The 24,425-nt window shown below is 64.5% G+C and carries 26 protein-coding genes; 16 read left to right on the top strand and 10 right to left on the bottom strand.

The window, feature by feature from the left end:
- The first annotated feature begins 71 nt into the window (after window positions 1–71).
- The 12 genes from phnE to KUV45_RS03800 all read left to right on the top strand — a co-directional run bounded on the left by phnE (window position 72) and on the right by KUV45_RS03800 (window position 9,757).
- Window positions 72–866, top strand: a complete 795-nt coding sequence (gene phnE, locus KUV45_RS03855) for a phosphonate ABC transporter, permease protein PhnE (protein WP_206944130.1) — start codon at window positions 72–74, stop codon at window positions 864–866.
- 81 nt (window positions 867–947) lie between these two features.
- The gene (gene phnF, locus KUV45_RS03850) at window positions 948–1,715 is read left to right on the top strand and encodes a phosphonate metabolism transcriptional regulator PhnF (protein ID WP_206944128.1); all 768 of its coding nucleotides are present in this window, start codon (window positions 948–950) and stop codon (window positions 1,713–1,715) included.
- An 8-nt stretch (window positions 1,716–1,723) separates the two neighbouring features.
- Window positions 1,724–2,155: a phosphonate C-P lyase system protein PhnG gene (phnG, locus tag KUV45_RS03845; protein WP_222164124.1), complete on the top strand. Its 432-nt coding sequence runs from the start codon at window positions 1,724–1,726 to the stop codon at window positions 2,153–2,155.
- A gap of 2 nt (window positions 2,156–2,157) precedes the next feature.
- On the top strand, window positions 2,158–2,826 hold the full coding sequence (phnH, locus tag KUV45_RS03840) for a phosphonate C-P lyase system protein PhnH (protein WP_222164123.1): 669 nt from the start codon (window positions 2,158–2,160) through the stop codon (window positions 2,824–2,826).
- Entirely contained in the window at window positions 2,826–3,989 is a 1,164-nt protein-coding gene (locus tag KUV45_RS03835) for a carbon-phosphorus lyase complex subunit PhnI (protein ID WP_222164122.1), read from the top strand. The genes phnH and KUV45_RS03835 overlap by 1 nt, the downstream gene beginning before the upstream one ends.
- Window positions 3,986–4,861, top strand: a complete 876-nt coding sequence (locus tag KUV45_RS03830; protein ID WP_222164121.1) for an alpha-D-ribose 1-methylphosphonate 5-phosphate C-P-lyase PhnJ — start codon at window positions 3,986–3,988, stop codon at window positions 4,859–4,861. The genes KUV45_RS03835 and KUV45_RS03830 overlap by 4 nt, the downstream gene beginning before the upstream one ends.
- Entirely contained in the window at window positions 4,858–5,685 is an 828-nt protein-coding gene (gene phnK, locus KUV45_RS03825) for a phosphonate C-P lyase system protein PhnK (protein WP_222164120.1), read from the top strand. Before KUV45_RS03830 ends, phnK begins: the two co-directional genes overlap by 4 nt.
- A 20-nt stretch (window positions 5,686–5,705) precedes the next feature.
- Entirely contained in the window at window positions 5,706–6,449 is a 744-nt protein-coding gene (gene phnL / locus KUV45_RS03820) for a phosphonate C-P lyase system protein PhnL (protein ID WP_222164119.1), read from the top strand.
- Window positions 6,446–7,591 (top strand): alpha-D-ribose 1-methylphosphonate 5-triphosphate diphosphatase, encoded by a 1,146-nt coding sequence (locus KUV45_RS03815; RefSeq protein ID WP_222164118.1) that lies wholly within the window; start codon window positions 6,446–6,448, stop codon window positions 7,589–7,591. The genes phnL and KUV45_RS03815 overlap by 4 nt, the downstream gene beginning before the upstream one ends.
- Complete coding sequence (gene phnN, locus KUV45_RS03810) at window positions 7,591–8,136, top strand: ribose 1,5-bisphosphokinase (protein ID WP_222164117.1); 546 nt, start codon at window positions 7,591–7,593, stop codon at window positions 8,134–8,136. The genes KUV45_RS03815 and phnN overlap by 1 nt, the downstream gene beginning before the upstream one ends.
- 125 nt (window positions 8,137–8,261) lie before the next feature.
- Window positions 8,262–9,041, top strand: coding sequence for a phosphonate metabolism protein PhnP (gene phnP, locus KUV45_RS03805; RefSeq protein WP_222164116.1), 780 nt, complete (start codon window positions 8,262–8,264; stop codon window positions 9,039–9,041).
- A 14-nt stretch (window positions 9,042–9,055) separates the two neighbouring features.
- A complete protein-coding gene (locus tag KUV45_RS03800) occupies window positions 9,056–9,757 on the top strand; it encodes a DapH/DapD/GlmU-related protein (RefSeq protein WP_222164115.1) in 702 nt (233 codons plus the stop codon).
- A gap of 207 nt (window positions 9,758–9,964) precedes the next feature.
- On the opposite strand, the gene dkgB is transcribed toward KUV45_RS03800, so the two are convergent.
- Window positions 9,965–10,774, bottom strand: coding sequence for a 2,5-didehydrogluconate reductase DkgB (gene dkgB / locus KUV45_RS03795; RefSeq protein ID WP_222164114.1), 810 nt, complete (start codon window positions 10,772–10,774; stop codon window positions 9,965–9,967).
- 183 nt (window positions 10,775–10,957) lie between these two features.
- On the bottom strand, window positions 10,958–12,139 hold the full coding sequence (locus KUV45_RS03790) for an MFS transporter (RefSeq protein WP_206944102.1): 1,182 nt from the start codon (window positions 12,137–12,139) through the stop codon (window positions 10,958–10,960).
- Between the two features lie 180 nt (window positions 12,140–12,319).
- Here KUV45_RS03790 and KUV45_RS03785 point away from each other — a divergent pair, with 180 nt between their 5' ends.
- A complete protein-coding gene (locus KUV45_RS03785; RefSeq protein ID WP_222164113.1) occupies window positions 12,320–13,204 on the top strand; it encodes a LysR family transcriptional regulator in 885 nt (294 codons plus the stop codon).
- Window positions 13,205–13,234: 30 nt separating this feature from the next.
- On the opposite strand, the gene KUV45_RS03780 is transcribed toward KUV45_RS03785, so the two are convergent.
- The 7 genes from KUV45_RS03780 to KUV45_RS03750 all read right to left on the bottom strand — a co-directional run bounded on the left by KUV45_RS03780 (window position 13,235) and on the right by KUV45_RS03750 (window position 19,844).
- Window positions 13,235–14,137 (bottom strand): NAD(P)-dependent oxidoreductase, encoded by a 903-nt coding sequence (locus tag KUV45_RS03780; protein WP_222164112.1) that lies wholly within the window; start codon window positions 14,135–14,137, stop codon window positions 13,235–13,237.
- A gap of 83 nt (window positions 14,138–14,220) precedes the next feature.
- Window positions 14,221–14,961, bottom strand: a complete 741-nt coding sequence (locus tag KUV45_RS03775; RefSeq protein ID WP_224852156.1) for an HAD family phosphatase — start codon at window positions 14,959–14,961, stop codon at window positions 14,221–14,223.
- Window positions 14,958–16,130 (bottom strand): ABC transporter ATP-binding protein, encoded by a 1,173-nt coding sequence (locus KUV45_RS03770; RefSeq protein WP_224852155.1) that lies wholly within the window; start codon window positions 16,128–16,130, stop codon window positions 14,958–14,960. The genes KUV45_RS03775 and KUV45_RS03770 overlap by 4 nt, the downstream gene beginning before the upstream one ends.
- Window positions 16,127–16,975, bottom strand: coding sequence for an ABC transporter permease (locus KUV45_RS03765; RefSeq protein WP_222164111.1), 849 nt, complete (start codon window positions 16,973–16,975; stop codon window positions 16,127–16,129). Before KUV45_RS03765 ends, KUV45_RS03770 begins: the two co-directional genes overlap by 4 nt.
- Window positions 16,962–17,795, bottom strand: coding sequence for an ABC transporter permease subunit (locus KUV45_RS03760; protein ID WP_206944080.1), 834 nt, complete (start codon window positions 17,793–17,795; stop codon window positions 16,962–16,964). The genes KUV45_RS03765 and KUV45_RS03760 overlap by 14 nt, the downstream gene beginning before the upstream one ends.
- On the bottom strand, window positions 17,792–18,652 hold the full coding sequence (locus tag KUV45_RS03755) for an alkaline phosphatase family protein (protein ID WP_222164110.1): 861 nt from the start codon (window positions 18,650–18,652) through the stop codon (window positions 17,792–17,794). Before KUV45_RS03755 ends, KUV45_RS03760 begins: the two co-directional genes overlap by 4 nt.
- A gap of 115 nt (window positions 18,653–18,767) precedes the next feature.
- Window positions 18,768–19,844 (bottom strand): ABC transporter substrate-binding protein, encoded by a 1,077-nt coding sequence (locus tag KUV45_RS03750; RefSeq protein ID WP_224852154.1) that lies wholly within the window; start codon window positions 19,842–19,844, stop codon window positions 18,768–18,770.
- Between the two features lie 307 nt (window positions 19,845–20,151).
- On the opposite strand from KUV45_RS03750, the gene KUV45_RS03745 reads away from it, so the two are divergent.
- Complete coding sequence (locus KUV45_RS03745) at window positions 20,152–20,877, top strand: UTRA domain-containing protein (protein WP_224852153.1); 726 nt, start codon at window positions 20,152–20,154, stop codon at window positions 20,875–20,877.
- 8 nt (window positions 20,878–20,885) lie between these two features.
- Here KUV45_RS03745 and KUV45_RS03740 read toward each other — a convergent pair whose 3' ends face one another.
- Window positions 20,886–21,788, bottom strand: coding sequence for a LysR family transcriptional regulator (locus KUV45_RS03740; RefSeq protein ID WP_222164109.1), 903 nt, complete (start codon window positions 21,786–21,788; stop codon window positions 20,886–20,888).
- 188 nt (window positions 21,789–21,976) lie between these two features.
- Here KUV45_RS03740 and KUV45_RS03735 point away from each other — a divergent pair, with 188 nt between their 5' ends.
- Both KUV45_RS03735 and hisD read left to right on the top strand, forming a co-directional pair.
- A complete protein-coding gene (locus tag KUV45_RS03735) occupies window positions 21,977–23,020 on the top strand; it encodes a D-cysteine desulfhydrase (RefSeq protein ID WP_224852152.1) in 1,044 nt (347 codons plus the stop codon).
- A gap of 69 nt (window positions 23,021–23,089) precedes the next feature.
- Window positions 23,090–24,406 carry a histidinol dehydrogenase gene (hisD, locus tag KUV45_RS03730; protein WP_222164108.1) on the top strand — a complete coding sequence of 439 codons (1,317 nt, stop codon included), beginning with the start codon at window positions 23,090–23,092 and terminating at the stop codon, window positions 24,404–24,406.
- Window positions 24,407–24,425: the final 19 nt, after the last annotated feature.

Genomic DNA, 24,425 nt, shown 5'->3' with positions numbered 1-24,425 from the left:
TATCGGCGGCCCGGCCTCGGTTTCAGCGCCGTTCGTGACAGCGCATGACTTAAGCCCTCTGTGGAGAGCGCATGAGCACTCAAACCCAATTATCCGGTATCAGCATGCCGCCCAAGCGCAGCTGGACCACGTTGGCGCTATGGGGTCTGGGCTTGGCGGTATTGGCCTGGTCCTGGCAGGGCGTCGAGATGCAGCCCAGCCTGCTGTTTACCAATGCCAGCAACATGGCAACGTTGGCCGGCGACTTCTTCCCGCCTGCGCTGGGCAACCTGGACCACTACATTGATCAGATGCTGGTGACGATTCAGATCGCGGTATGGGGCACCCTGCTGGCCATTCTGGTGGCGATTCCGGCGAGCCTCTTGTGCTCCGAGAACCTGGTGCCCTGGTGGGTATACCAGCCGGTGCGCCGACTGATGGATGCCACCCGTGCCATCAACGAGCTGGTATTTGCCATGCTGTTTGTGGTGGCCGTAGGGCTGGGGCCCTTTGCCGGCACCCTGGCGCTGTTCGTGCACACCACCGGCGTTCTCGCCAAGCTGTTCTCCGAGGCGGTGGAAGCCGCTGAAGCGGGCCCGATGGAGGGCATACGGGTGACCGGTGCCGGGCGTATCGAGGAGATTATCTTTGGCCTGATCCCGCAGGTATTGCCGCTGTGGATCTCGGTCAGCCTGTATCGCTTCGAGTCCAACATTCGTTCGGCCACGGTGCTCGGGATGGTAGGCGGCGGTGGCATCGGCGTGGCGCTGTGGGAAACCATGCGCGGATTTCAGTATGCCGAAACCGCCACCATCATGCTGGTCATCATCGTCGCCGTGACCTCCCTGGACATGGCGTCACAGCTGGTGCGTAAACGCTTTATCTGATCGCGGTCGTGGCAGCTTGCGCCACGACCACCATCAGCTCCACACGGCTGTGCTACATCGCCTTCTTTTTTTGGAGTGAAGATGTCTAGACAAGTTGCCGAAGCCGCAGGGCTGCCGCGCTACCGCATGCTTGCCGATGTGTTGTCCAGGGAAGTGCGCGGGAGCTATCGCGCCGGCGACCTGCTGCCCAGCGAAGCGGCACTGGCACGACGCTTCGGCGTCAACCGTCACACCGTGCGTCGGGCGCTGGACGAACTGGTGGCTGCTGGAATGGTGACACGCCATCAGGGGCGTGGCACCCAGGTGGTGGATCGCCGCCTGGACTATGCGGTGAATGCCGCCAGCAAGGTGACGCACAACCTGGCTGAGCTGGGCCTGGCGACCGAGACCTGCTGCCTGACCCAGGCGATGGTGGTGCCCCCCGAAGCCATTGCACAGCGCTTCGGCTGCGCCCCGGGCGACAGCCTGCTGTGTGTCGACACGGTGCGCTACGTGGATGAAGCGCCGCTGCTGCGCTTGCGCCACTGGTTCGACCCGCGACGGGTGCCCGGTTGGCAAGACCGCTATCGCGGTGGCTCTACCCGGGCACTGCTGGATCAACATTATGGGCTGCGGCTGAGCCGCTCAAGGGTGCGGCTGGAAGCTGTCCAGGCCGATGACGCCGACAGTCGGCTGCTGCGCTGCCCGCGGCAGGCTCCACTGATGGTGCTGACCAGTGACAACGTCGATGAGGAGGGGCGGCTGGTCGAAATCTCGGTCAGTCGCGCTCGCGCCGATCGTGTTGCCTACCACTTCGACTTTCCGACGGACGAACGTCCGCAGTTTCAAGACGACGAGGCTCTCTCATGACGTCGACCATGACCCCAATGCAACGTCACCGCCTGCTGGCGTTGACGCCCTCCGAACGCCTTGCCCAAGGCTGGCAGTCACTGGGTATCCAGGCGAGACATCGCTGTGTGCGCGGACCAGAAATCGGCATGGCCATGGTACGCGGGCGCATGGGCGGCAGTGGCTCCGCCTTCAACCTGGGTGAGATGACATTGACCAGAGCCAGCGTGGCCCTGGACGACGGCTCGCTGGGACATGGCTGGGTCCGCGGCCGAGACAAGGCCCACGCTGAACTGATCGCGCTGGTCGATGCCTGTGCGCGACACGACCACTGGGCCCGGCGCATCGACAGCGAACTGATGGCGCCGCTGGCGCAAGAACTATCACAGCAACGCGAACAGGCGTCGCGCCAGTCTGCGGCCACGCGCGTCGACTTCTTCACCATGGTTAGGGGCGAATGAACATGACAGCACCACGCGAGGAAAGCGTCAGACCACACGACTGGCCAGGCCTGTCCGATGCTGTGCACGACGCCCAGCAGCGCTTTCGGCGCTTGCTGGGGTGCATGTCGGAGCCGGGCACCTTGACCAGCATGGCGTTGCCGTCGCTGCCGCCGGGAGCAGCGATTTCGCCGGCCGCCTGGGGGACGCTGCTGGCCCTGTGTGATCTGGAAACCCGAGTCTGGATCGATGCCACGCTTTCCGGGGCAGGCCTCGCCGCAGCTCTGGCCTTTCATACCGGCGCCCGGGTCACACCGGACCCGGCCAACGCTGACTTCGCGCTGGTGACGCCGACGACGCTCACCCAGGTCGAGGAATTTGCCTTGGGCTCCGATGCCTGGCCGGATCGCAGCACCACGCTGATCGTGATGGTCGAGACCATCGAGAGCCAAGGTGACTGGCAGCTCTGTGGGCCAGGCGTGCCCGGCGAGCGTCGCCTGGGACTGGGGGATCCCGATCAGGTACGCCCACTGATGCGCGTGCTGCACGCCAATCGTGGTCGTTTCCCGCGAGGCCTGGATGCCTTTATCACCTGTGGCACGCAGCTTACCGCCATTGCCCGTAGCACCCGCCTTAGCGGCCCTGGACTGGAGCAGCCTGAGTTGTCATCTGCCCGTGAGGAGATTGCCTGATGTACGTTGCCGTCAAAGGAGGCGAGAAGGCCATCGCCAATGCCCATCGCTGGATGGCAGATCGCCGCCGGGGTGACCGTCAGCAGGCCGAGCTGGCTGTGGCTCAGGTTCAGGACCAGCTGGGTCTCGCGGTGGATCGCATCATGGCCGAGGCCTCGTTGTACGACCCGGAGCTTGCAGCGCTGGCCTTCAAGCAGGCCAGCGGTGACACCGTGGAAGCCGTGTTTCTGCTGCGTGCCTACCGCACCACGCTGCCGCGACTGGCCGAGACCCGCCCGGTGAATACCAGCGACATGTGCATCGAACGGCGCATCAGCGCCACCTTCAAGGACGTGCCCGGTGGTCAGGTGCTGGGGCCGACCTATGACTACACCCACCGCCTGCTGGATTTCATGCTGCTGGCGGGTGGTGACCGTGACGTGGCAGAACCGGAACAGGCGGATCAAGACCTTGAGGCCTGCCCTCAAATTCTCGACTGCTTGAACCAGGAGGGCCTGATCGAGCGGGAGCAGGATGATGGCAGCGAGCCCTATGACATCACCCGTGATCCCCCCGACTTTCCGGTGGATCGCGCGACACGCCTGCAGATGCTGGCTCGCGGCGACGAAGGGTATCTGCTGGCGCTGGGCTACTCCACTCAGCGGGGGTATGGCCGCAACCACCCCTTTGCCGGCGAGATTCGCCAGGGGACGGTGGAGGTGGAGATCGAGGTCGAGGGTTTTGACGCACCGATCTGCGTTGGCGAGATCGTCATGAGCGAATGCCAGATGATCAACCAGTTCGCGGGCAATGGCGACAGCGCCCCGCAGTTCACCCGAGGCTACGGCCTGGCCTTCGGCCGCAACGAGCGCAAGACCATGGCCATGGCACTGGTCGACCGGGCACTGCGTGCCGAGGAGCTGGGTGAGCCGATTCAGAGCCCCGCCCAGCAGGCCGAGTTCGTGCTGGCCCACGCCGACAGCGTCGAGGCATCGGGCTTTGTGTCACACCTCAAGCTGCCCCATTACGTCGACTTCCAATCCGAGCTGGACCTGATTCGCCGGTTGCGCCGCGAACACGCAGAGCGCACCCAAGGCGACACCCGGCACGCGCAGGCGAGCGGTGCTGACACCGCCGCAGACACTGCCACAGCGCCCACCGCTTCCAAGGAGTGCGCCCAATGATCGCCAACAGCAGTATCGCGGACGCCGCCCAAGGCGAGGCCAGCGGCTACAACTTTGCCTATCTGGATGAGCAGACCAAGCGCATGATTCGGCGTGCACTGCTCAAGGCCGTGGCAATTCCGGGTTACCAGGTGCCCTTCGGCGGTCGCGAGATGCCGATGCCTTACGGTTGGGGCACCGGTGGCATGCAGCTGACGGCTAGCGTGCTGGGGGCTGACGACACCCTCAAGGTGATCGATCAGGGGGCGGACGATACCACAAATGCGGTCAGCATTCGCGCCTTCTTCGAGCGCGTAGCCGGCGTCGAGACGACCACGGCCACCGACGAGGCCAGTGTCATCCAGACCCGCCACCGGATTCCCGAGAAGACCCTGCGGGCGGACCAGATCCTGATCTTCCAGGTGCCTATCCCTGAGCCGCTGCGCTTCATTGAGCCCAGCGAGGAGGAGACCCGCGTCATGCATGCCCTGGAAGAGTACGGGGTGATGCACGTCAAGCTGTACGAGGACATTGCCCACCACGGCCATATCGCCACCACCTATGCCTATCCGGTCAAGGTGGATGGCCGCTATGTGATGGATCCCTCGCCGATCCCCAAGTTCGACAACCCCAAACTGCACATGAGCGAGGCACTGATGCTATTCGGTGCCGGGCGCGAGAAGCGCTTGTATGCGATTCCCCCGCATACCCGGGTGGAGAGCCTCGACTTCGAGGATCATCCCTTCGAGATCCAGGCCTGGGAGCAGCCCTGCGCCATCTGTGGCGCGACCGACAGCTACCTGGACGAGGTCATCACCGATGACCAGGGAGGGCGCATGTTCGTGTGCTCTGACACTGACTATTGCAACACTCGCCGCGAGGACATGGCATGAAGCGTCCACAGCTTGAACGGCCCGCGCTGCTGAAGGCTCGCGGTATTCAGCGCCTCTACGGCCCTGGCAAGGGCTGCGAAGAGATCGACTTCACCCTGCACCAGGGGGAGGTGCTGGGGATCGTCGGCGAGTCCGGCTCGGGCAAGTCGACGTTGCTGCGCGTGCTGTCCGGCCTGGAGAAGCCGGACCAGGGGCAGGTGATCTATCACCCGGCTGAACAGGGCTGCGCAGGAGTGGCGGGCGAGATGGGCAGCGATGCCGAGCTCGACCTGTACGCCATCAGCGAGGCGCGCAGAAGGGCACTGCTGCGCATGGAGTGGGGCCTGGTCCACCAGAACCCGCGTGATGGCCTGCGCCTGGGGGTCTCTGCTGGCGCCAACGTTGGCGAGCGACTGATGGCCATGGGCCAGCGCCATTACGGCGAGCTGCGTGCCGCCGGCCAGGACTGGATGAGCCGGGTCGAACTCGACCCCGAGCGTATCGACGATGCCCCCCAGACCTTTTCCGGGGGGATGCAGCAACGCCTGCAGATCGCGCGCACCCTGGTGACCCAGCCGCGCCTGGTGTTCATGGACGAGCCCACAGGAGGGCTCGATGTATCGGTCCAGGCTCGCTTGCTGGACATGCTGCGTACCCTGACCCGAGAGCTCGGCCTGTCGGTGATCCTGGTGACTCACGATCTGGCCGTGGCGCGCTTGCTGGCCCACCGGTTGATGGTGATGCGTCGGGGCCGGGTGGTGGAGGCCGGGCTGACCGACCAGATCCTCGATGATCCACAGCATCCCTACACCCAGCTGCTGGTGTCCTCGGTGCTGACGCCATGATGGTTTCTCAGGAGTTGACGATGACGTCCCCTTTTCTTACTGCCCGACGGCTCGACAAGACCTTTGTGCTGCACGCCCAGGGCGGCCAGGCACTGCCCGTGATGCGTGGACTCGAGCTGGACCTGTCCCCCGGCGAGTGTCTGGTGCTGGCCGGCCGCAGCGGTATCGGCAAGAGCACCCTGTTGAAGATGGTGAACGGCAACTACCGCATCAGTGGCGGCAGCCTGACCCTGCACTTCGATGATGGTGAACTTGAGCTCGCTGGCCTGCCCGCCCATGCGTGGCATCTGCTGCGGCGCGATGTGATCGGCTACGTCAGCCAGTTTCTTCGGGTGGTGCCCCGCGTGTCGGCGCGGGAAGTGGTGATGGAGCCGCTGCTGGTGCGGGGCTGCGACGAGCAGGAAGCGCGCCGCCGTGCAGAGGCCATGCTGGCGCGGCTCAATCTGCCGGAACGCCTGTGGGAGCTGGCGCCAGGAACCTTCTCCGGCGGCGAACAGCAGCGCGTCAACATTGCCCGTGGCTTTATTGCCGAGCATCCGTTGCTGCTGCTCGACGAGCCCACCGCATCGCTGGACGCCGCCAACCGAGAGGTGGTGGTGACGCTGATCGAGGAGGCCAAGGCCCGTGGCAGTGCCATGCTGGGCATCTTCCACGATGAGGAAGTCCGCGAGCGGGTGGCCGATCGGCTGCTCGAACTGGAAGGTCACATGCTGGTCGGTGGCGCTGGGCGTCGCGACGATAACGACGGGGAGTTTTCTGCATGAGTCAAGATCAGATCCTGACCAATGCGCGCCTGGTGCTCGACGACGAGGTGATCAGCGGCAGTCTCGTCATCAAGGATGGCATCATCAAGGCCATCGAGCGTGGCCCGGTATCGCTTCCCGGGGCGATCGACTGTGACGGGGATATCGTGATGCCCGGCATGATCGAGCTGCATACCGACAATATGGAAAAGTACTTTCAGCCCCGGCCCAAGGTGAGCTGGCCTGGTCGTCAGGCGGCGCTGGCCCATGACGCGCAGATGGCCGCCAGCGGCATCACCACGGTGTTCGACGCGGTATCCATCGGTGATGTCGACGAGCAAAGCATGCGCCACGAGGCTCTGGACGAGATGGTGGGGTCGCTGGCGGCGATCAATGACAATGGCATGGCAAGGGTCGACCACCGCCTGCACCTGCGTTGTGAGGTGTGTCACCCGGACACCCTGACGCGCTTTGAAGGCTTCATGGACTCGCCGCTGCTGGGGCTGGTCTCGCTGATGGATCATTCGCCGGGCCAGCGCCAGTTCGCCAGTCTCGACGCCTATCGCATCTACTACCAGGGCAAGTACGGCCTGGACGACGCCAGCCTTGAAGCCTTTATCGAAAAGCAGCTGGCCAACAGTGCCGCCTACTCGAGCTCCCACCGCCGTGCCATCGCATCGCTGTGCCGTGAGCGTGGGCTGGCGCTGGCCAGCCATGACGATGCCACCGTCGCCCACGTGGCCGAGAGCCTGGAGTATGGCACTCGGGTGGCGGAGTTCCCCACCACCCGTGAAGCCGCGGAAGCGTCTCACCGGCATGGGATGGCGGTGATGATGGGGGCGCCCAACGTGGTGCGTGGTGGCTCCCACTCCGGCAACATTGCCGCCGCCGAGCTGGTGCGCATGGGCGTGCTGGATGTGTTGTCCTCCGACTACTATCCGGCAGCCCTGCTCGATGCCGTCTTTCGCATCGCTGCGATGGAAGGTGGTTACGACCTACCGCGAGCGGTGGCGACGGCCTGTAGGCACCCTGCCGAGGCGGTGGGGCTTGATGACCGTGGGCGCATTGCCCAAGGACTGCGCGCCGACCTGTTGCGAGTACGCGAGATCGACGGACACCCGCTGGTCGCTCGGGTGTGGAGCGCCGGCAGGCAGGTGCACTGATGCTGGTGTATCTGATCGGGGCCAGTGGCGTGGGCAAGGACAGCCTGCTGGTTGCCCTCCGCCAGCAGCGCCCGGACCTGCTGGTGGCCCATCGCTACATCACTCGGGCCAGTGGTCTTGGCGAAGATTCGTTGGCGCTGTCCGAGGCCGAATTCCTGGCCCGGCGCGGGCGAGGACTGTTCTGCCTGGATTGGCAGGCCCATGGGCTGCACTACGGCGTGGGCATCGAGGTCGAGTGCTGGCTCGAGTCGGGAGCAACGGTGCTGCTCAACGGTAGTCGTCGAGCGCTGTGCCAGGCCCGGGAGCGCTTCGGCGACCAGCTGCTGCCGGTGGTGGTGACCGCTCCTGGCGAGGTGCTGAGACAGCGCCTCGTCAAGCGCGGGCGCGAGTGCCGCGAGCAGATCGAGGCGCGTCTGGCTCGCCATGCCGAGGTGGAGGCGGAGCTTGAACGTGACTATCCGACCGTTGCCCGCCTGGATAACGGTGGTGCGCTGGCGGTCAGCGTGGGGGCGCTGGAAGCCCTGGTGGATACGGCGTGCCGCTGAGCCTGTCGGCTGCCAGACCGAGGCGAGCGCAGACCGCTGCGCGTGCTGCCCCCGATGCGCGGTCTGGTCGCGACGGCCCGAGACCATACCGGCTTAGCCGGAGCCCCTGATGTCAGGAGATCACCATGGAGTTTCGCTTCACCGGCACCGGCGACAGTGCCCAGGTGCCTCGCTTTGGCTGCGACTGCCGTGCCTGCACCAGGGCACGTGTGTTCTCGAGCCATCAGCGCGGTCCCTGCTGTGCCGAAGTCAGGGTCGATGGCAGGCGCTATCTGCTCGATGCCGGGCGTATGGATCTGGCTCACAGCTGTGAACTGGAGCGCCCGGCGGCGTTTTTCATCACCCACTATCACGCCGACCACGTTCAGGGCCTGTTCCATCTGCGCTGGGGGACCGGCGCCGATATACCGGTGTATGGGCCCAAGGATCCCAACGGTTGCGCGGATCTCTATCGCAACAGCGGCATTCTCGATTTTCAGCCAGGGCTCAAGCCGTTCAAGGCGCTGGGTCTGGACGGGATGACGGTCACGCCGGTGCCGCTCAATCACAGCAAGCCCACCTTGGGGTATTGCCTGGATGACGGCGGCACGCGGCTGGCCTACCTGACCGATACCTGCGGTTTGCCCGGTGCCACCGAGCGCTTCTTGCGGGAATGGGGGCCCGACATCGTGGTGTTGGATGCCTGCCACCCGGCGAGCCAGCGCGAGACGCGCAACCACAACAATATTACCCAGGCCCTGGAGATCATTACTCGGCTCGATCCCCCCAGGGCCTATCTCACCCACATCAGCCACGAGCTGGATGCAGAACGCCTGGCGGAGCCAGTAGCGTTGCCGCCCAAGGTACGTTTTGCCAGAGATGGCGAGACGCTGGAAGATTGGCACCGACTCGATGCGGTCTGCTGAGAGGACAACACCACATGCACTCTGAATCCCATGCCCCCGACACCTCTTCGGCGCCTGCCCGAGCCGTGGATCAGCCCGCCTCGGCGCGGCTGAGCGAGGCACCCAACGTGGCCGATGATGCGCGGCTTCACGCCAGCCAGCTTGGCCGTTTCACCGAGGTGGGCAGTCGCTGCGTGTTCAACCACGTAAGCCTGGGGGACTACAGCTACATCGAGCGGGATGGCGATGTCATGTTTACCCGCGTGGGCAAGTTCAGTTCGATCGCGGCCAGCGTGCGCATCAACCCCAGCAATCACCCTTGGTGGCGGCCTACCCTGCACCACTTCAGCTATCGTCCCGGCAAGTTTGGCTTCAGCGACGAGGCCGTCGACCCCGAGGTCTTCGCCTGGCGCGAAGCGGACCGCGTCAACATCGGCCACGACGTCTGGATCGGCCACGGTGCCATCGTGTTGCCCGGAGTCACCATCGGCAACGGCGCCATTGTGGGCGCGGGCAGTGTGGTGACCAAGGACGTGCCGGCTTACCACATCGTGGTGGGCAATCCCGCCCGAGTGCTGCGCCCACGCTTCGACGACCCTGGCGTCGCCGGTCGACTCGAGCGTCTGGCGTGGTGGGACTGGCCAGATGAACGGATCAAGCGGCATCTGAGCCACTTTCAGGGCGACGTGATCCGCTTTCTTGAGGCTGCTGAAAAAGGGGCAGTGAGGGCGAGCTGAGAAGGTGAGCTGAGAAGGTGAGCTGAAAGGAAAGGCGGAGAGGCAAGGCGGAGGCCTGCAAAAACGGCGCCACGAGCAGGTGTCTGCTCGTGGCGCCGTCACCTGGGGCGTTACGCTCCTGCCTCAGGCCGTGCCGGGACCGATGGGCCAGCAACCCTTGGCGGGTAGCGGCCCAGTGCGTTATTCAGCCACTGGAGCCGCCGCGCCTTACTGATCCCACTTGGGCGCGAAGTCCGGGTTGGCGACGCGCTCGCCGCGGTCGAGCTTGGCAATGGCGTCCATCTCTTCCTCGGACAGCTCCAGCTTGAGCGCCTCCAGGTTGCTCTTCAGGTTCTTCTCCTTGGTGGAGGAGGGGAAGGTCGGAATGCCGAGCTGATGCAGCCAGGCGATGGCCACCTGTGCCGGGTTGGCATCGTGCTTTTCGGCGATGGCCTTCAGCGTGTCGTCCTCGAGCACCTTGCCGACTGCCAACGGCATGAAGGCGGTGGGGGTGATGCCGTGTTTTTCGCAGTGGGCAACCAGCTCGCGGTTTTGCAGGAAGGGGTGAACCTCGATCTGATTGGTCAGAATTTCACCCTTGCCGAGAATATCCACCGCCTGGTCGATCTGCGCCTTGGTGAAGTTGGAGACGCCGATATGGCGGGCCTTGCCTGCATCCTTGACGTCTTTCAGCGCGGTCAGGTAATCACGCATCGGCACTTCATCGTCCGGCGAGGGCCAGTGGATCAGCAGGAGATCCACATAGTCTGTGCCGAGCTTGGACAGGCTTTCCTCGACGCTGGCCTTGAGCGCCACTGGCTCCAGACGATCCCACCACACCTTGGTGGTCAGAAAGATCTCGCTGCGCGGAACCGAGCTTGCTGCGATGGCCGAGCCGACTTCGGCCTCGTTGCCATAGAACTGAGCCGTATCCAGGTGACGGTAACCGAGCTTCAGGGCGGTGGTCACTGCGTGGCGCAGGGTGTCGCCCGTCAGGCGGAAGGTACCGAGGCCGGGGTTAGGGATAAGCGTTGACATCTTGGCTCCTTGGTCGTCGAGAGCGGCCCCGGGCGCTGTCGTGATCCCGGGGATGCAGTTCCTTGAGCGGCGGCCTTGGCCGTCGCAACGTCGTGCCAATGTTCATCTTTGGACATGCGGTGGCAACGTCGTCAGTTCAAGGGGGCGGAAGAAAAATTAGCAGACGAAATGCTTGTCCGGCGCTCAGGCATTGGCCAGGCGTGCTGCACGACGCTGGTCGAGTCGGCCGGACAGGTGGGTCAGTGCCAGGGCAGCCACCACGATCAGCGCGCCGATCCAGGCGGTGTCTGTCAGTGCCAGGTGTTCGACGACCTGGCCACCGACAACAGAGCCCAGGGCAATGCCGATGTTGAACGCAGCGATGTTGAGTCCGGAAGCGACATCGACCGCTTCCGGCACGTAGCGCTCTGCCAGTTGCACCACGTAGACCTGCAGGCCTGGCACGTTGCCAAAGGCAAAGGCGCCCCAGACCAGAATCGTCAGTACGGCGGCTAGCGGGTGGACGGCGGTCACGTTGAGCACCAGCAGCACCGCGGCCAAACCGATGAAGATCAGCGTCAAGGCCCGGATCGGCCCCATCTGGTCCGCCAGCTTGCCACCGTAGATGTTGCCGAACGCCACCGAGACACCGTAGACCAGCATGATCAGGCTGACCATGGAGGGAGCGAAACCGGTGGCCTGCTCCAGAATCGGTGCGAGAAAGGTGAAGGCAGTAAAGGTGCCGCCGTAGCCCAGGATGGTGATCGCATAGACCAGCAGCAGACGCGGATGGGTAAGCACCTTGAACTGCTGGCCTAGGGTCGCCGGCGCCGCGCGCTTGAGGTTGTTGGGGATCAGCAGGGCGCTACCCAACAGGGCAATCAGGCCCAGTCCCGATACCACCAGGAAGGTGGCTCGCCAGCCAAAGGTCTGGCCGATCCAGGTGCCCAGCGGTACCCCCGTCACCAGCGCCACGGTGAGGCCGGTAAACATGATGGCAATGGCACTGGCCTCCTTGTCCTTGGCGACCAGGCTGGTGGCGATGGTAGAACCGATCGAGAAGAACACCCCGTGGGCCAGGCCGGTGAGCACCCGTGCGGTGATCAACGAGCCGTAGCTGGGCGCCTGCCAGGCCAGCAGATTGCCGGCAATGAACAGGGTCATCAGGCCGAGCAGCACCCACTTGCGGTTGAAGCGCCCGGTCAGTGCCGTCAGCACGGGGGCGCCGACCGCCACGCCGACGGCGTACAGGCTGACCAGCAGTCCGGCAGAGGGCAGGCTCACTGCAAGGTCCTGAGCAATGGTGGGCACCAGGCCGACAATCACGAACTCGGTGGTGCCGATGGCAAAGGCGCTAAGCGTTAGCGCCAGCAGAGCAATAGGCATCGTATCTCTCCTGTGAGATGGCGTCGCCGGGGGACGACTTGACGGCGTGCAGTCTGGCGGAGGACACTTTTTCGATAAACGTGCCTATATGAGAAACACCTTTGTGGTTATCGAGAAAGTCGCTGCGGCTTTTGCTGCGGGCAACAGGAGGGTGAGCCTCCATGGACGAGGAGGGGCCTGATGAAAACTCGCTCGGAGGACCTGGAGCTATTGCTGGCGGTGGTGGATAGCGGTGGTTTCAGTGCCGCCTCCACTCGCCTGGACGTGCCGGTGGCACGTATATCGAGAGCGGTCCAGCGGCTGGAGCAGCGGCTCGATGTGCCCCTGCTGAACCGTACGACGCGCAGTGTGGCGCTGACGGATGAGGGCAGCCGCTTTGTCGCCGAGGTACGCGAAGGACTAGAGCGCTTGAACGCGGCAGAGGAGTCGCTGGCGCTGCGACGGGGAGAGCCTGCTGGCCGACTGCGGGTGGACTCCGCCAGCCCCTTCGTGCTGCACCAACTGGTGCCGTTGGTCGGGGAGTTTCGGCGCCGCTATCCCGGTATCGAGCTGGAGCTGTCTGCCAGCGATGACATCATCAACCTGTTGGAACAGCGTGCCGATGTGGCCATTCGGATTGGCGCCCTGGCGGACTCCACCCTGCACGCGCGATTGCTGGGGCGCTCGCGCCTGCACCTGGTGGCTAGCCCTGGCTATCTCGCGCGCGCCGGCAGGCCCACGTCGGTGGCGGAGCTCGAACAGCATCAACTGATCGGATTTCTCGCTCCCAGCAGCTTGAATCGGTGGCCGGTGGAGGGAATGGATGACGAGATCAGCCCATCGATGTCCACCTCCAGTGGCGAAGTGATGCGGCGTCTGTGCCTTGCCGGAGAGGGCATTGCCTGCCTGTCCAACTTCATGGTCGGTGATGATATCGCCAGCGGGCAGCTTGAGGTCCTGCTACCCGAGGCGATGCGCCATGGTGGTCCACGGGAGCAGGTGCAGGCCGTCTACTACCGCAACACCGCCCTGTCGGCGCGTATCCAGGCGTTTCTCGATGTCATCGCCCCAGGGCTCAGGTTGTAGTTCCGAGACTGTCAGCGCTGACGTCTGGCATCAACGCTCGAGTTCACCGGCATCCATACCGTTGCGTCGCTTGATCTCGAGCAGCAGCGCGCTGTGGTCGAGGTCGGCGCCGCCGGCGTCGACCAGGTCGTTGAACAGGCGATCGGTCAACGCGAGCAACGGCAGATCGAGGCCGAGCTCCTGGGCAACATCGCAGGCGGCGTGGGTATCCTTGAGCTGGTGCTTGGCCGGGCCGCCCGGCGCAAAGTCGCCATCCAGCATGCGCTGGCCGTGCTGCTCGAGGATACGCGAGTAGGCGAAGCCGCCCAGCATGGCCTGGCGGACCTTGGCCGGGTCGGCGCCGCCGGCCTCCGCCAGTACCAGTGCCTCGGAGACGGCGGCGATGGTACTGGCCACGGTCAGCTGGTTGACCAGCTTTGCCAGGGCGCCACTGCCGACGGGGCCGATGTGAAGAGGGTGGCCCATGGCCTGAAGAATCGGCTTCGCTCGTACATAGTCGGCGTCCAGTGCGCCGGCCATGATCGACAGCGAGCCTTCCTGAGCGCCACGTTCGCCGCCGGACACCGGCGCGTCCACCCAGCCGAGGCCAAGCTCGCGACAGCGCTCTGCCAAGGCGACCGCTTCGCTGCGAGCGATGGTCGACATCACGATGATCAGGCTGCCGTGAGCAAGTTGACGGGCGATGCCCTCGTCGCCGAACAGCAGCGTCTCGCACACCGGGCCTGAGCTCACCATCATCACCACCGCCTGAGCACCCTGTACCGCCTCGGCGGGCGTCTCGACCAGGGTGGCGCCAAGCTCGCCCAGCGGGGCGGCCTTGTCGATGCTGCGGTTCCAGGCGCGCAGGTCATAGCCTGCACGAATCAGGTGGCGGCCCATCGGCAGGCCCATGATGCCGGTGCCCAGCAGGGCGATGGTGGCGGAGGATGTCATTCAGGGGGCTCGTTTCACGTCAAAAGGTAGGTGACAGCCTAGCCTCTTCCACCCGCTGACTCCACGCCTGGCCTTGTCCACGCTTAGCCTTGCTGCCGCCACCACTGCACCGGCCAGCCGCGGACCTGTGCGGCGGCGTCAAGCGTCGGATCCGGGTTGATGGCGAAGGGACGGTCGACAAACTCCAGCAGCGGCAAGTCGTTACGTGAATCCGAGTAGCCGTAGCTGAGGGCTGGCGTATGCTCGTCGAGCCAGGCTTCCAGAGCGGCAAGCTTGCCTTCACGGAAGGTGCGAATGCCTTGGGCGCGGCCGGTGTATCGACCCTCGGCGTCGATCTCCAGACGCGTGGCCAGGGCATGGTGGGCGCCCAGACGTTCGGCTACCGGGCCAACCACATGGATCGGTGAGGCAGAGATAATGACCACACGGTGGCCCTGGTCGCGGTGCCAGGCAAGCCGTTCGTGTCCCTGGGCGAACAGCCGCGGCACCACCTCGGCCGCGAGAAAGGCGTCCACCTGCTCCCTGACCTCGGCCTCGCGGCGACCCGTCAGGGGCGTCAGCAACAGTGCCAGATGGGCTTCCATGTCCAGCGTGCCAGCGGCGTAGGCCGCCATATGCTCGGCAAAGGCGGCATGATATTCCTCTCCGTCGTCGATCCAGCCAAGCTCGATCAGCCATTGGCTCCACAGGCGGGTGATGTCGCCGTCGAGCAGCGTATCGTCCAGGTCGAACAGGGCCAGGGTGATGGGCACGTCAGGCGTCTCGGATGTCGCCACACGGCAGGCATCGGTGGTCATGGGGCAAGGGCTCGTCGGGTCATTCATGTATCCAGCTCCTGAACCTCGTCGAGATCGACGTGGACCGTCACCTGCTGGCCTTGCGGCAGCAAGGTGCGAGCGGAGCGATTGAGGGTATCGACGGTCAGGCTGACGCCGGCACAGTCGATGTCGTAGCGCACGATGTTACCGAGCAGTCGGTGTCGACGCACTACCCCGTGCACGCCCGGTCCTACCCGCTCGGGGTGCTCGCCGCCCAGGGGCATGCCCGCCACGCTCAGGTAGAGCGCTTCAGGGCGCAGGGCAACGCGGCCAGCCTTGCTGCGATAGCCGAGCAGCGGAGCGGCCTCGACGGCATCAAGCAGACAGTAGTGGCCCATGAAGCCGGCAGCGTTCTCATCCCGTGGACGGGTGTAGATGGCCTCGGCGCTGTCCTGTTGCAGGATGCGTCCCTGGTGCATCAGGAACACCCGGTCGGACATCAGCATGGCTTCTTCCTGATCATGGGTCACGAACAGGGTCGTCAGGCCCAGCGACGTCTGAATTTCCCGGATCTGATCGCGCAGGTGCTTGCGAATGCGGGCGTCCAGCGCGGACAGGGGCTCATCCATCAGCAGCACCCTGGGCTCGACCACCAGAGATCTTGCCAGCGCTACCCGCTGGCACTGACCGCCAGACAGTTGATGAGGGAACTTGTGGGCCTGGTCCTGCATCTCGACCAGGCGTAGCACCTCGTCCACGCGGCGCGCGCGCTCGTCACTGGGTACCTTCTGCATGCGCAGGCCGAAGGCGACGTTGTCGGCCACCTTCATGTTGGGAAACAGGGCGTAGTGCTGAAACACCATGCCGACGCCACGGCGCTGAGGGGGGAGGTGAGTGATGTCGGTATCGCCCACCAGGATTTGGCCCGCATTCAGGGACGTGAGACCGGCGATCGCCCGCAACAGGGTCGACTTGCCGCAGCCGGATGGGCCCAGCAGGGTGATGAATTCACCGTGGGCGATATCGGCATCGATATTGGCAAAGACATCGGTGTCGCCAAAACGCTTGGCCAGCCCCTTGAGCGAAATCGCGTTGCCGCTGGACGCATGATCGGTGTGGCGGGAGGCGCTCGCGGCCGTGGCGCCTGACGCGATGGCTGACTGCTGGCGATAGAGCGCCTGTGATGCCTTGGGCGTGGTCGCTGACGAGGGGGGGGGAGTGGTGGCAGCCATCATCGTGCGGCCTCCGTAATAGTGTGTTCCGCCTGGCGATTGCCCAGCCAGGTCAGGATCAGAGTGAAGACGAACAGGGTGATCACCAGAGCGCTGGTGAAGTGGCCGCTGGCGCCGCGCATGTTGTTGAGGTAGACCTGCAGCGTCTCGAAGCGGGTGCCCACCAGCATGTTTGCAAACACGAATTCGCCCACCAGGAAGGAGAACGACAGGAAGACGGCGATCTGCACGCCACCTCTCAGGTTGGGCAGAACCACCAGAAAAAACGCCTTCACGGGGCCGGCGCCGAGTAGCTGCGCGGCGTCCATCAGGCTTTGCACGTCCACCGCCCTCAGGCTGTTGGCAATGGCGCGATACATGAACGGCAGGACGATGGTGAAGTAGGTAGGAATCAGGATCCAGGGTGTTCCTACCAGCGCCAGCGGCCCACCGGCGTAGAGTTGCAGCAAGCCCACCGAGGAGACGACTGGCGGCACCGCAAACGGCATCAAGATCAGCGTGTTCATCCAGCGATCGAGTCGCGGATAGCGGGTATGGGCCAACAGGGCGACCGGAAGTACCAGTGCCAGAGATAGCGCCAGAGCCCCCACGGCGATAAACAGCGAGCGCGCAAAGGCCGCCAGAAAGCGAGGGGTGGTCCACAGCTCGATGAACCAGGCCAGGGTCAGGCCGTCTGGCGTCAGGGTCGCGCCCCAGCGTGTGGCCAGGGCGTAGCCCAGTGTGGCTACCAGGGGCAGAGCCAGCACCGCAAAGACCCCGCCGACGACCCAGGAGTAGGGATTAAAGGTTGCCGACAGCGACGCGGCGGTCGGGCTCTTGTGAGCGGGCATGGTGTCAGCGTGAGCCATGCTGTGCACTCCTTCTCAACAGCCACTGTTGCACCAGGGTGACCAGTACCAGCAGCACCACCAGTACCAGCGCCAGGGCACTGGCCAGGTTGGGTTCAAGGAACAGGTCTCCCGCGACCAGGTTGGCGATGCGTATCGTCATCAGGTTGTAGCTGGTGTTGACCAGCGCATAGACGGTGGCATAGGCGCCCATGGCGTTGGCGAACAGCACCGTGAAGGTGCCCGCCAGAGCCGGCCATAGCACCGGCAGGCCGATCCGTTGCCAATAGGCGATGCGTCCGGCCCCCAACAGGTGGGCGGCATCACGCCACTCGGCCTTGAGGCCTGAAAAGGCCGGAAACAGCAGCAGGATGCCGAGCGGTATCTGGAACCAGGTATAGATGACGATCAATCCGCCGGTGGAGTAGAGGCGCACGTCCTCGATGATGCCGAGTTGTTGAAGTGCCAAGGTCAGCACGCCGTTGGCCCCCAGCAGGATGATAAAGGCGAAGGCCAGGGGCACCCCGGCGAAGTTGGAGGTCATGTTGGTGAAGGCGATCATCGCGCGGCGCAGTCGCGGTCCGGAACGCATAAGCGCGTGACAGGTGACGGTGGCGATGATCAGCCCCATGGCGCTTGATACCAACGAGATGGTCAAGCTCTTCCAGATGGCTTGGCGAAAGAACGCGGACTGGGCGATTTCCTGGAAGTGGCCCAGCCCCCAGTCGCCATTGACGTTGAAGGCACTGATGGCGACCCAGGCCATGGGCGCCAGCTGGAAGGCGCAAAACACGATGGCGAAGGGCAGTAGCCACAGCCAGGCCGGCAGGCGCAATGTCATGAGAGGCTCTCTCGGGACGGTGCCGGGGCCGGTGCCGTGGCTTGCGCCGTCATCGCAAGCAGCTCCGGGTGAAAGGGCTTGTCGTGGGTTAGCCCCATGGCGCTGGCCAGGGTGCCGCAAAGGTGAGTCTGTTGGATATGCAGACCTGCGGGGTCGGCAAAGGCGTCACCGAACAGCCACAGCGGTACCCGGCGCTCCTCGGCCAGCAACCCTGAGTGTGAACGATCGGCGTTCATGCCGTGGTCGGCGGTCACCATCACCTGGTAACCATCGGCCAGCCAGCGGGGAAGGTAGTCGGCCAGGGCAATGTCGGCGTGACGCGCGGCATTGCGGTACTGGGGCGAGTCGCCGCCGTGACGGTGGCCGCTATCATCGATGTTCATGCTGTGAACCAGCAGGAAGTCAGGTGCGTGCCGCTGCCTGAGCGCTTCGGCATCGCTGAACAGGTGGTCGTCCGGGTAGTGGTCCTGCCAATAGAAGATGCCGCGCTGGATGGCCGCGTGAGGATCGTCGAGATAGCGGTCGCGGGTCTGGTCGAAGGGCGCCTTGACGTAGAGCTCGCTGACCCAGTGATAGGCCGCGGCGGCAGTGGTGCGCCCCTGGGCGCGAGCCAGGTCAAACAGGCTGACACCGTGTGAGCGGCGCACGATAGCGTTATGCACGACGCCGGAGTCGACGGGACGATCTCCCGTCAGCAGGCACTCGTAGAGCGGGCGAGACATGGCGGGAAGCTCGCAGTCGAGGCTGGTAGTAGTGCCGCGTCCGGCCTCGACCAGAGCGCTCAGATGGCCCATGGCATGGCGCCCGACGTCGTGATTGAGGCCGTCCAGCACGACCAGAATGACAGGGTTTAGCATGATGACTCCTGGCCACCATCAGGGTGGCCCAAGCAACGCTTTCGTACCTCGGGCACCGAGAGCAGCGCTGGTTGGCGCTGCCGCCCGATGCCCAGGGGGGTGGTAAGTGGCGTGATTACTGCTGGTGGATCAAAACGTCCGACTGCCACTGGCGCGGCAGCACCTTGGCGCTCTGTTCCCAGGCGGCGAAGTCCTGAATCGGGCGAGCGCTGGCGTACTGTTCGTTGGGCAGCAGCTTGGCGGCGATCTCGTCGGGCAGGGTCAGGTGCTCGGCGCGGATCGGGCGAGCGTAGCCCTCGGCCAGGTTGAACTGACCTTCATCGGACAGGATGTACTCACGGGCCAGCTTGGCCGCATTGGGATGCTGGGCGTGTACATTGATGATGGTAGCGTAGCCTGAGGTGACGGAGGCGTCGGACGGAATCACCACCTCGAAGGCGTCACGGTCGATCTGGTCACGATAGTTCAAGGCGTTGAAGTCCCACAGCAGGGCCACTTCCACTTCGCCCTTCTCCAGGTTGGCGATGGACACGTCAGCCAGCGACAGGCGGCCCTGCTCGGCCAGCTCGGCGAACAGCTCGAGTCCCGGCGCCAGGTTGCCTTCGTCACCGCCTGCCGCATAGGCAGCGGCCAGCACCGCATTGTTGGCCTGGGAGGCCTGGCCTACCGCGCCCACCGACACTGAGTAGTCACCTTCACGTAGATCGGCGAAGGAGCCCGGACGCTGGTCTTCGTCGACCAGATTCTTGTTGATCATCAGGGCGATAGTGCCGGTGTAGCCGAGCATCCAGTGACCATCCTCGTCCTTGGCCCAGTCAGGGATCTGGTCCCAGGTGCTGGGCTTGTAGGGCTGGGTCACGCCCTGCTGCACGGCGATGGGACCGAAGGCGAAGCCGACATCGCCGATGTCGGCGGTGGCATTCTCACCCTCAGCCTTGAACTTGGCGACTTCCTCGGCGGAACTCATGTCGGTGTCGCTGTGTGCCAGGCCGTAGACGCTGTCCAGGTCAGCCCAGGTGTCCTTCCAGTTGGCCCAGGTGTCGGGCATGCCGACGCTGTCGACGCGGCCTTCCTGCTTGGCGGCCTCGATCAGAGACTCAAGCTCGGCGGAGCTGGCTTGGGCAGCGGTGGACATCAGGCCAACGCAGGCCAGGGCGGTCAGGGTCGGGTAACGCAGAGAAGTGACGTTCACGGGAGGGTCTCCGGGTCAGGGGGCGTGAAGGCGACGGAAACCGGTGTGCGTTTCTGGTCTAGATCAGTTTCCGCTGTGCCTAACCCTAAGGAGCCTTCATGACAGCGCCGTGTCAGTGTGATGGCAGTCTTGTCTCAATCCTTGGTTGGCGATGAAGCCTTCGGCAGACACTACGACGACAGGAGTGTCACCACGATGTCATGGTGAAGTCACTAGACTGTGGCGTATGGCTCAATTGGTCTATACCAGAAGGATAGGTGTAGATCGGCGAGCGTCATTTTTTCTCTTATTAAACATCGGTATGTGCATGGATCGATCGCTGCAAGAGCGCCTCAAACCGGTGCTGGCTGAGGCTCGAAGTGAGAAGGGGCGCCGGCTTCCCAGCGAGCGCGAGTTGATGACCCGCTTCGGGACAACGCGTATCACGTTGCGCGAAGCGCTCAATGCATTGGAGGCAGAAGGGCGGGTCTATCGCGAGAATCGGCGCGGCTGGTTTGTGTCGCCGCCACGGCTTCGCTATGACCTGCTGGCCTGCCTGCCGTTTCACGAGATGGTGCGCTCGCAGCAGCGCAGTGCCCGCACCCTGCTGCTGAGTGCTGAAGAGGTCTCGGCACCCGCAGTGGTCGCTCGGCGTTTGGGTATTGCCGAACACGCGCCGGTCTATCGAATCTGTCGTGCCCGACTAGTGGACGAGCGTCGGGTGCTCTACGTCGAGCATCATCTGCTGCCAAGCTGTTTTCCACAGATTCTCGAGTTCGATCTAGCGCGGGAGTCGCTGACCGAGCTTTACCGGCGCGAGTACGGCATCCGGGTTGGCCGGGTCAGCTATGAGCTTGGCACCTGCGTGCTGTCCAGCGCCGGCGCCGATGCGCTGAACGCCGTGCGAGGCAGTCCCGCCCAGCGCATTTCCCGCATCAATCATGACCAGAACGGCCGAGCCATCGACTGCGACGACGAGTACTGGCGTCACGACGCCATCGAGCTCACCCTGTCTGCCGCTCCCCAGGGGGGAGAGGCCATCCGCACGTCCTGATGACAACGCTATACCGCCGGTGGGCGCTCTTCCAGCAGGTGCCACAGGGGGGCCGCAACGGCCTCTTCATCCCGGTGACGGTAGCAGGCTACCTCGAGGTAGGGACCGCCGAGGGTCTCCTGCATGGACACGAGCTTGCCGCTTTCCAGGTCTTCCTCGATCAGCCCGTGGGGTAGCCAGCCGATACCGAGACCAGCCAGGGCGAGTTGGCGAATGCCGATGGTAAAGGCGGTCTCGCACACCAGCTCGATCTCGTAGTGACGCTGGGCCTCCAGCAGGTAGGGCGCGGCCAGCGCCTGGCCCAGAAAGCTGTCCGGGTCGTAGCCGATCAAGGGCAGGCGTTGCCCCAGTTCGACGGGATGTAGCGGGCCACCATGGTGGTCGGGGGCGCACACCGGCAGCAGGCGTTCGACACCCAGTGACAACCGCTCGATGTGGTCGCTGTCACTGAACAGCGGCACCCCCTCGAGCTCCGAACACAGCAGCAGGTCGGCCTTGCCCTGCTCGAAGTCATGAATGCACTGGCTGCGGTCGGACGAGGTGATCTGCAGCCCCACCTCCGGCGCGTGATGACGCAAGTGACGCAGCAGCCGCGGCAGGTAGCTGACGGTCAGGGTGTGCTGGGTCGTCAGGATGGCCCTGGGCCCTTGGCGGGCATCGCTTCTGAGTCGACTGCGCATGGCGTAGAGCCGGGCCAGCCACTCCCGGAGCTGAGGCTCATAGGTACGCGCGTGGGCGGTCAGCTCGAGTCGTGAGGTGCTGCGATCGATCAGGGCTACGCCGAGCCACTCTTCCAGCTGGCGGATACGTCGCGAGAAGGCCGGCTGTGTCACGTGGCGCCGTTCGGCGGCCAGGGAGAAGGTGCCGGCGTCGATAAGTTCGAGAAAATCCTCTATCCACTCGATCTTCATTGGTGTTTTGTTCTGTCCAGGTGGCGAATCCCTGGCCCAGTCTGGTTGCTATGCAAAAATTTAACAACTGCCGAGCAACTTGGCATTGGTCGACTTCTGCATAGGCCCTTTACCTTGGAGGCGAACGCTCGGTGGTGGGCCCATTGCCTGCCGATTCTTTCGACGTAGGTCGTCAAGAGAGCACGCCAATGCCAACAATGACTCGCCTGGAGGCCCGTATGCACCTGTCCCGTTTTCCCCGTGTCCGTCTCGGCCATATGCCCACCCCGCTGGAGCCGATGGACAACCTGAGCAAGCTGTTGGGCGGCCCGCGCCTGTGGATTAAACGTGACGACTGCACCGGCCTGTCCACCGGCGGCAACAAGACGCGCAAGCTCGAGTTCCTGATGGCCGATGCCCTGGAAAAGGGCGCCGATACCATCATTACCCAGGGTGCCACCCAGTCCAACCACGCCCGCCAGACCGTGGCCGCCGCCTGCAAGCTGGGCCTTGGCTGTCACATCCTGCTGGAAGACCGCACCGGCAGCGAAGACCCCAACTACAACCACAACGGCAACGTCTTCCTCGATCAGCTCCACGGCGCTAGCGTCGAGAAGCGCCCGGGCGGTGCCGACATGGCCGCCGAGATGGAAGGCCTGGCCGACCGTCTGAAGAGCGAAGGCAAGAGGCCCTACATCATCCCTGGCGGCGGCTCCAACGAGATCGGCGCCCTGGGCTACGTCAATGCCGCCCTGGAGTTGCTGGCCCAGGCCAACGACATGGGCCTGCGTATCGATCATCTGGTGCATGCCACTGGCAGCGCCGGCACCCAGGCGGGCTTGGTGACCGGCCTGGCCGCCTGCAACGCCGGCATCCCGGTGCTTGGTATCGGCGTGCGCGCGCCCAAGGACAAGCAGGAGGCCAACGTCTTCGCCCTGGCCCAGAAGACCGAGGCCAAGCTGGGCCTATCCGGCGTGGTCAGCCGCGAGCAGGTGGTTGCCAACTGCAACTACGTGGGCGAGGGCTACGGTGTGCCCACCGACAGCATGATCGAGGCGGTCACCCTGCTGGCCCGTCACGAAGGCATCCTGCTGGACCCGGTGTACTCCGGCAAGGGCATGGCCGGGCTGATCGACCTGATCCGCCAGGGCCACTTCAAGCAAGACGAGAACGTGGTCTTCCTGCACACCGGCGGTGCCGTCGCGCTGTTCGGCTATCCCGATGCCTTCGACTTCCCCGACTACAAGGGCTGAGCCCACAGTGATTCGGAGTTGGCGCCCGTTGCGTTCGGGCGCCCTGGACGACGACATTCGGAGATAACAATGACAATTCGTCATCTCAAGAAGGCGGAGGCCGCCGCAGGCGTTGCCGCCGAGGACCAGCGCGTCACCGAAGCCGTACGCGGCATGCTCGAGGATATTCGCGCCCGTGGCGAGGCGGCGGTGCGCGAGTACGCCGAGAAGTTCGACGGCTGGGCCGGGGATTTCGTGCTCAGCGACGACAAGCGACGCCAGTTGATCGACAGCGTGCCGCAGTCGGTCAAGGACGATATCGACTTCGCCCATCGCCAGATCAAACGGTTTGCCGAGGCCCAGCGCGACAGCCTGACGTCATTTGAAATCGAGACCGAAGACGGTGTGCGGCTTGGTCAGCGGGTGCTGCCGGTACACAGCGCCGGCTGCTATGTACCCGGTGGGCGCTATGCCCACGCCGCCTCGGCGCTGATGAGCGTGGCCACCGCCAAGGCCGCCGGCGTTGAACACGTGGTGGCCTGCTCGCCGCCTCGGGGCGATAGCATCAACCCGGCGGTGGCCTACGCCATGCATGTGGCCGGCGCCGACATGATCCTCGAGATGGGCGGCGTTCACGCCATGGCCAGCATGGCCTTTGGCCTGTTCGGCGGTCGCGAGGCCGATATCCTGGTCGGTCCCGGCAATGCCTACGTGGCTGAAGCCAAGCGCCTGTTGTTCGGTGAGGTGGGGATCGATGTGTTCGCTGGCCCCACCGAGTCGGCGATCATCGCCGACGAGTCCGCCGATCCCATGACCATTGCCGTCGACCTGGTGTCCCAGGCCGAGCACGGCCCGAATTCACCGGTATGGCTATTCAGTACCAGCGAGGCCATCGCCCGCGAAGTGATGGAGATCCTGCCCAAGGTCGCCGACGACATGCCCAACGCCGAGATCGTCCACGCCGCCTGGCGGGACTTCGGCGAGGTTATCGTCGGTGACAGCCGCGAGGAAATCGTCGAGATCAGCGATCAGTACGCCTGCGAGCATCTGCAGGTGCTGTGCGAGGACCTGGACTGGTGGAAAGAACACCTGAGCAACTATGGCTCGCTGTTCCTGGGTGAAGGCAGCACCGTGACCCATGGTGACAAGTGCTCCGGCACCAATCACATCCTGCCCACCAAGCGTGCCGGGCGCTACTCCGGTGGCCTCAATGTCCACAAGTTCATGAAGGTGTTGACCACCCAGCAGTTGAGCGTCGAGGCCAACCTGACCTTCAGCGCGGTGGGTTCCCGGATTTCCCGTACCGAGGGCATGGAAGGCCACGCCCGAGCCTGTGACTGGCGCCTGGCCAAGTACTTCCCCGAGCAGGAGTGGGATTTCCCTGTTCACCGTCAGGATCGTTACTGAGTCGTCCGCGAAGGAGCTT

It is taken from the genome of Halomonas sp. DP3Y7-2, from assembly GCF_019800795.1.
GTDB lineage: Bacteria > Pseudomonadota > Gammaproteobacteria > Pseudomonadales > Halomonadaceae > Halomonas > Halomonas litopenaei_A.
This window is presented reverse-complemented; position numbering and strand designations above follow the sequence as displayed.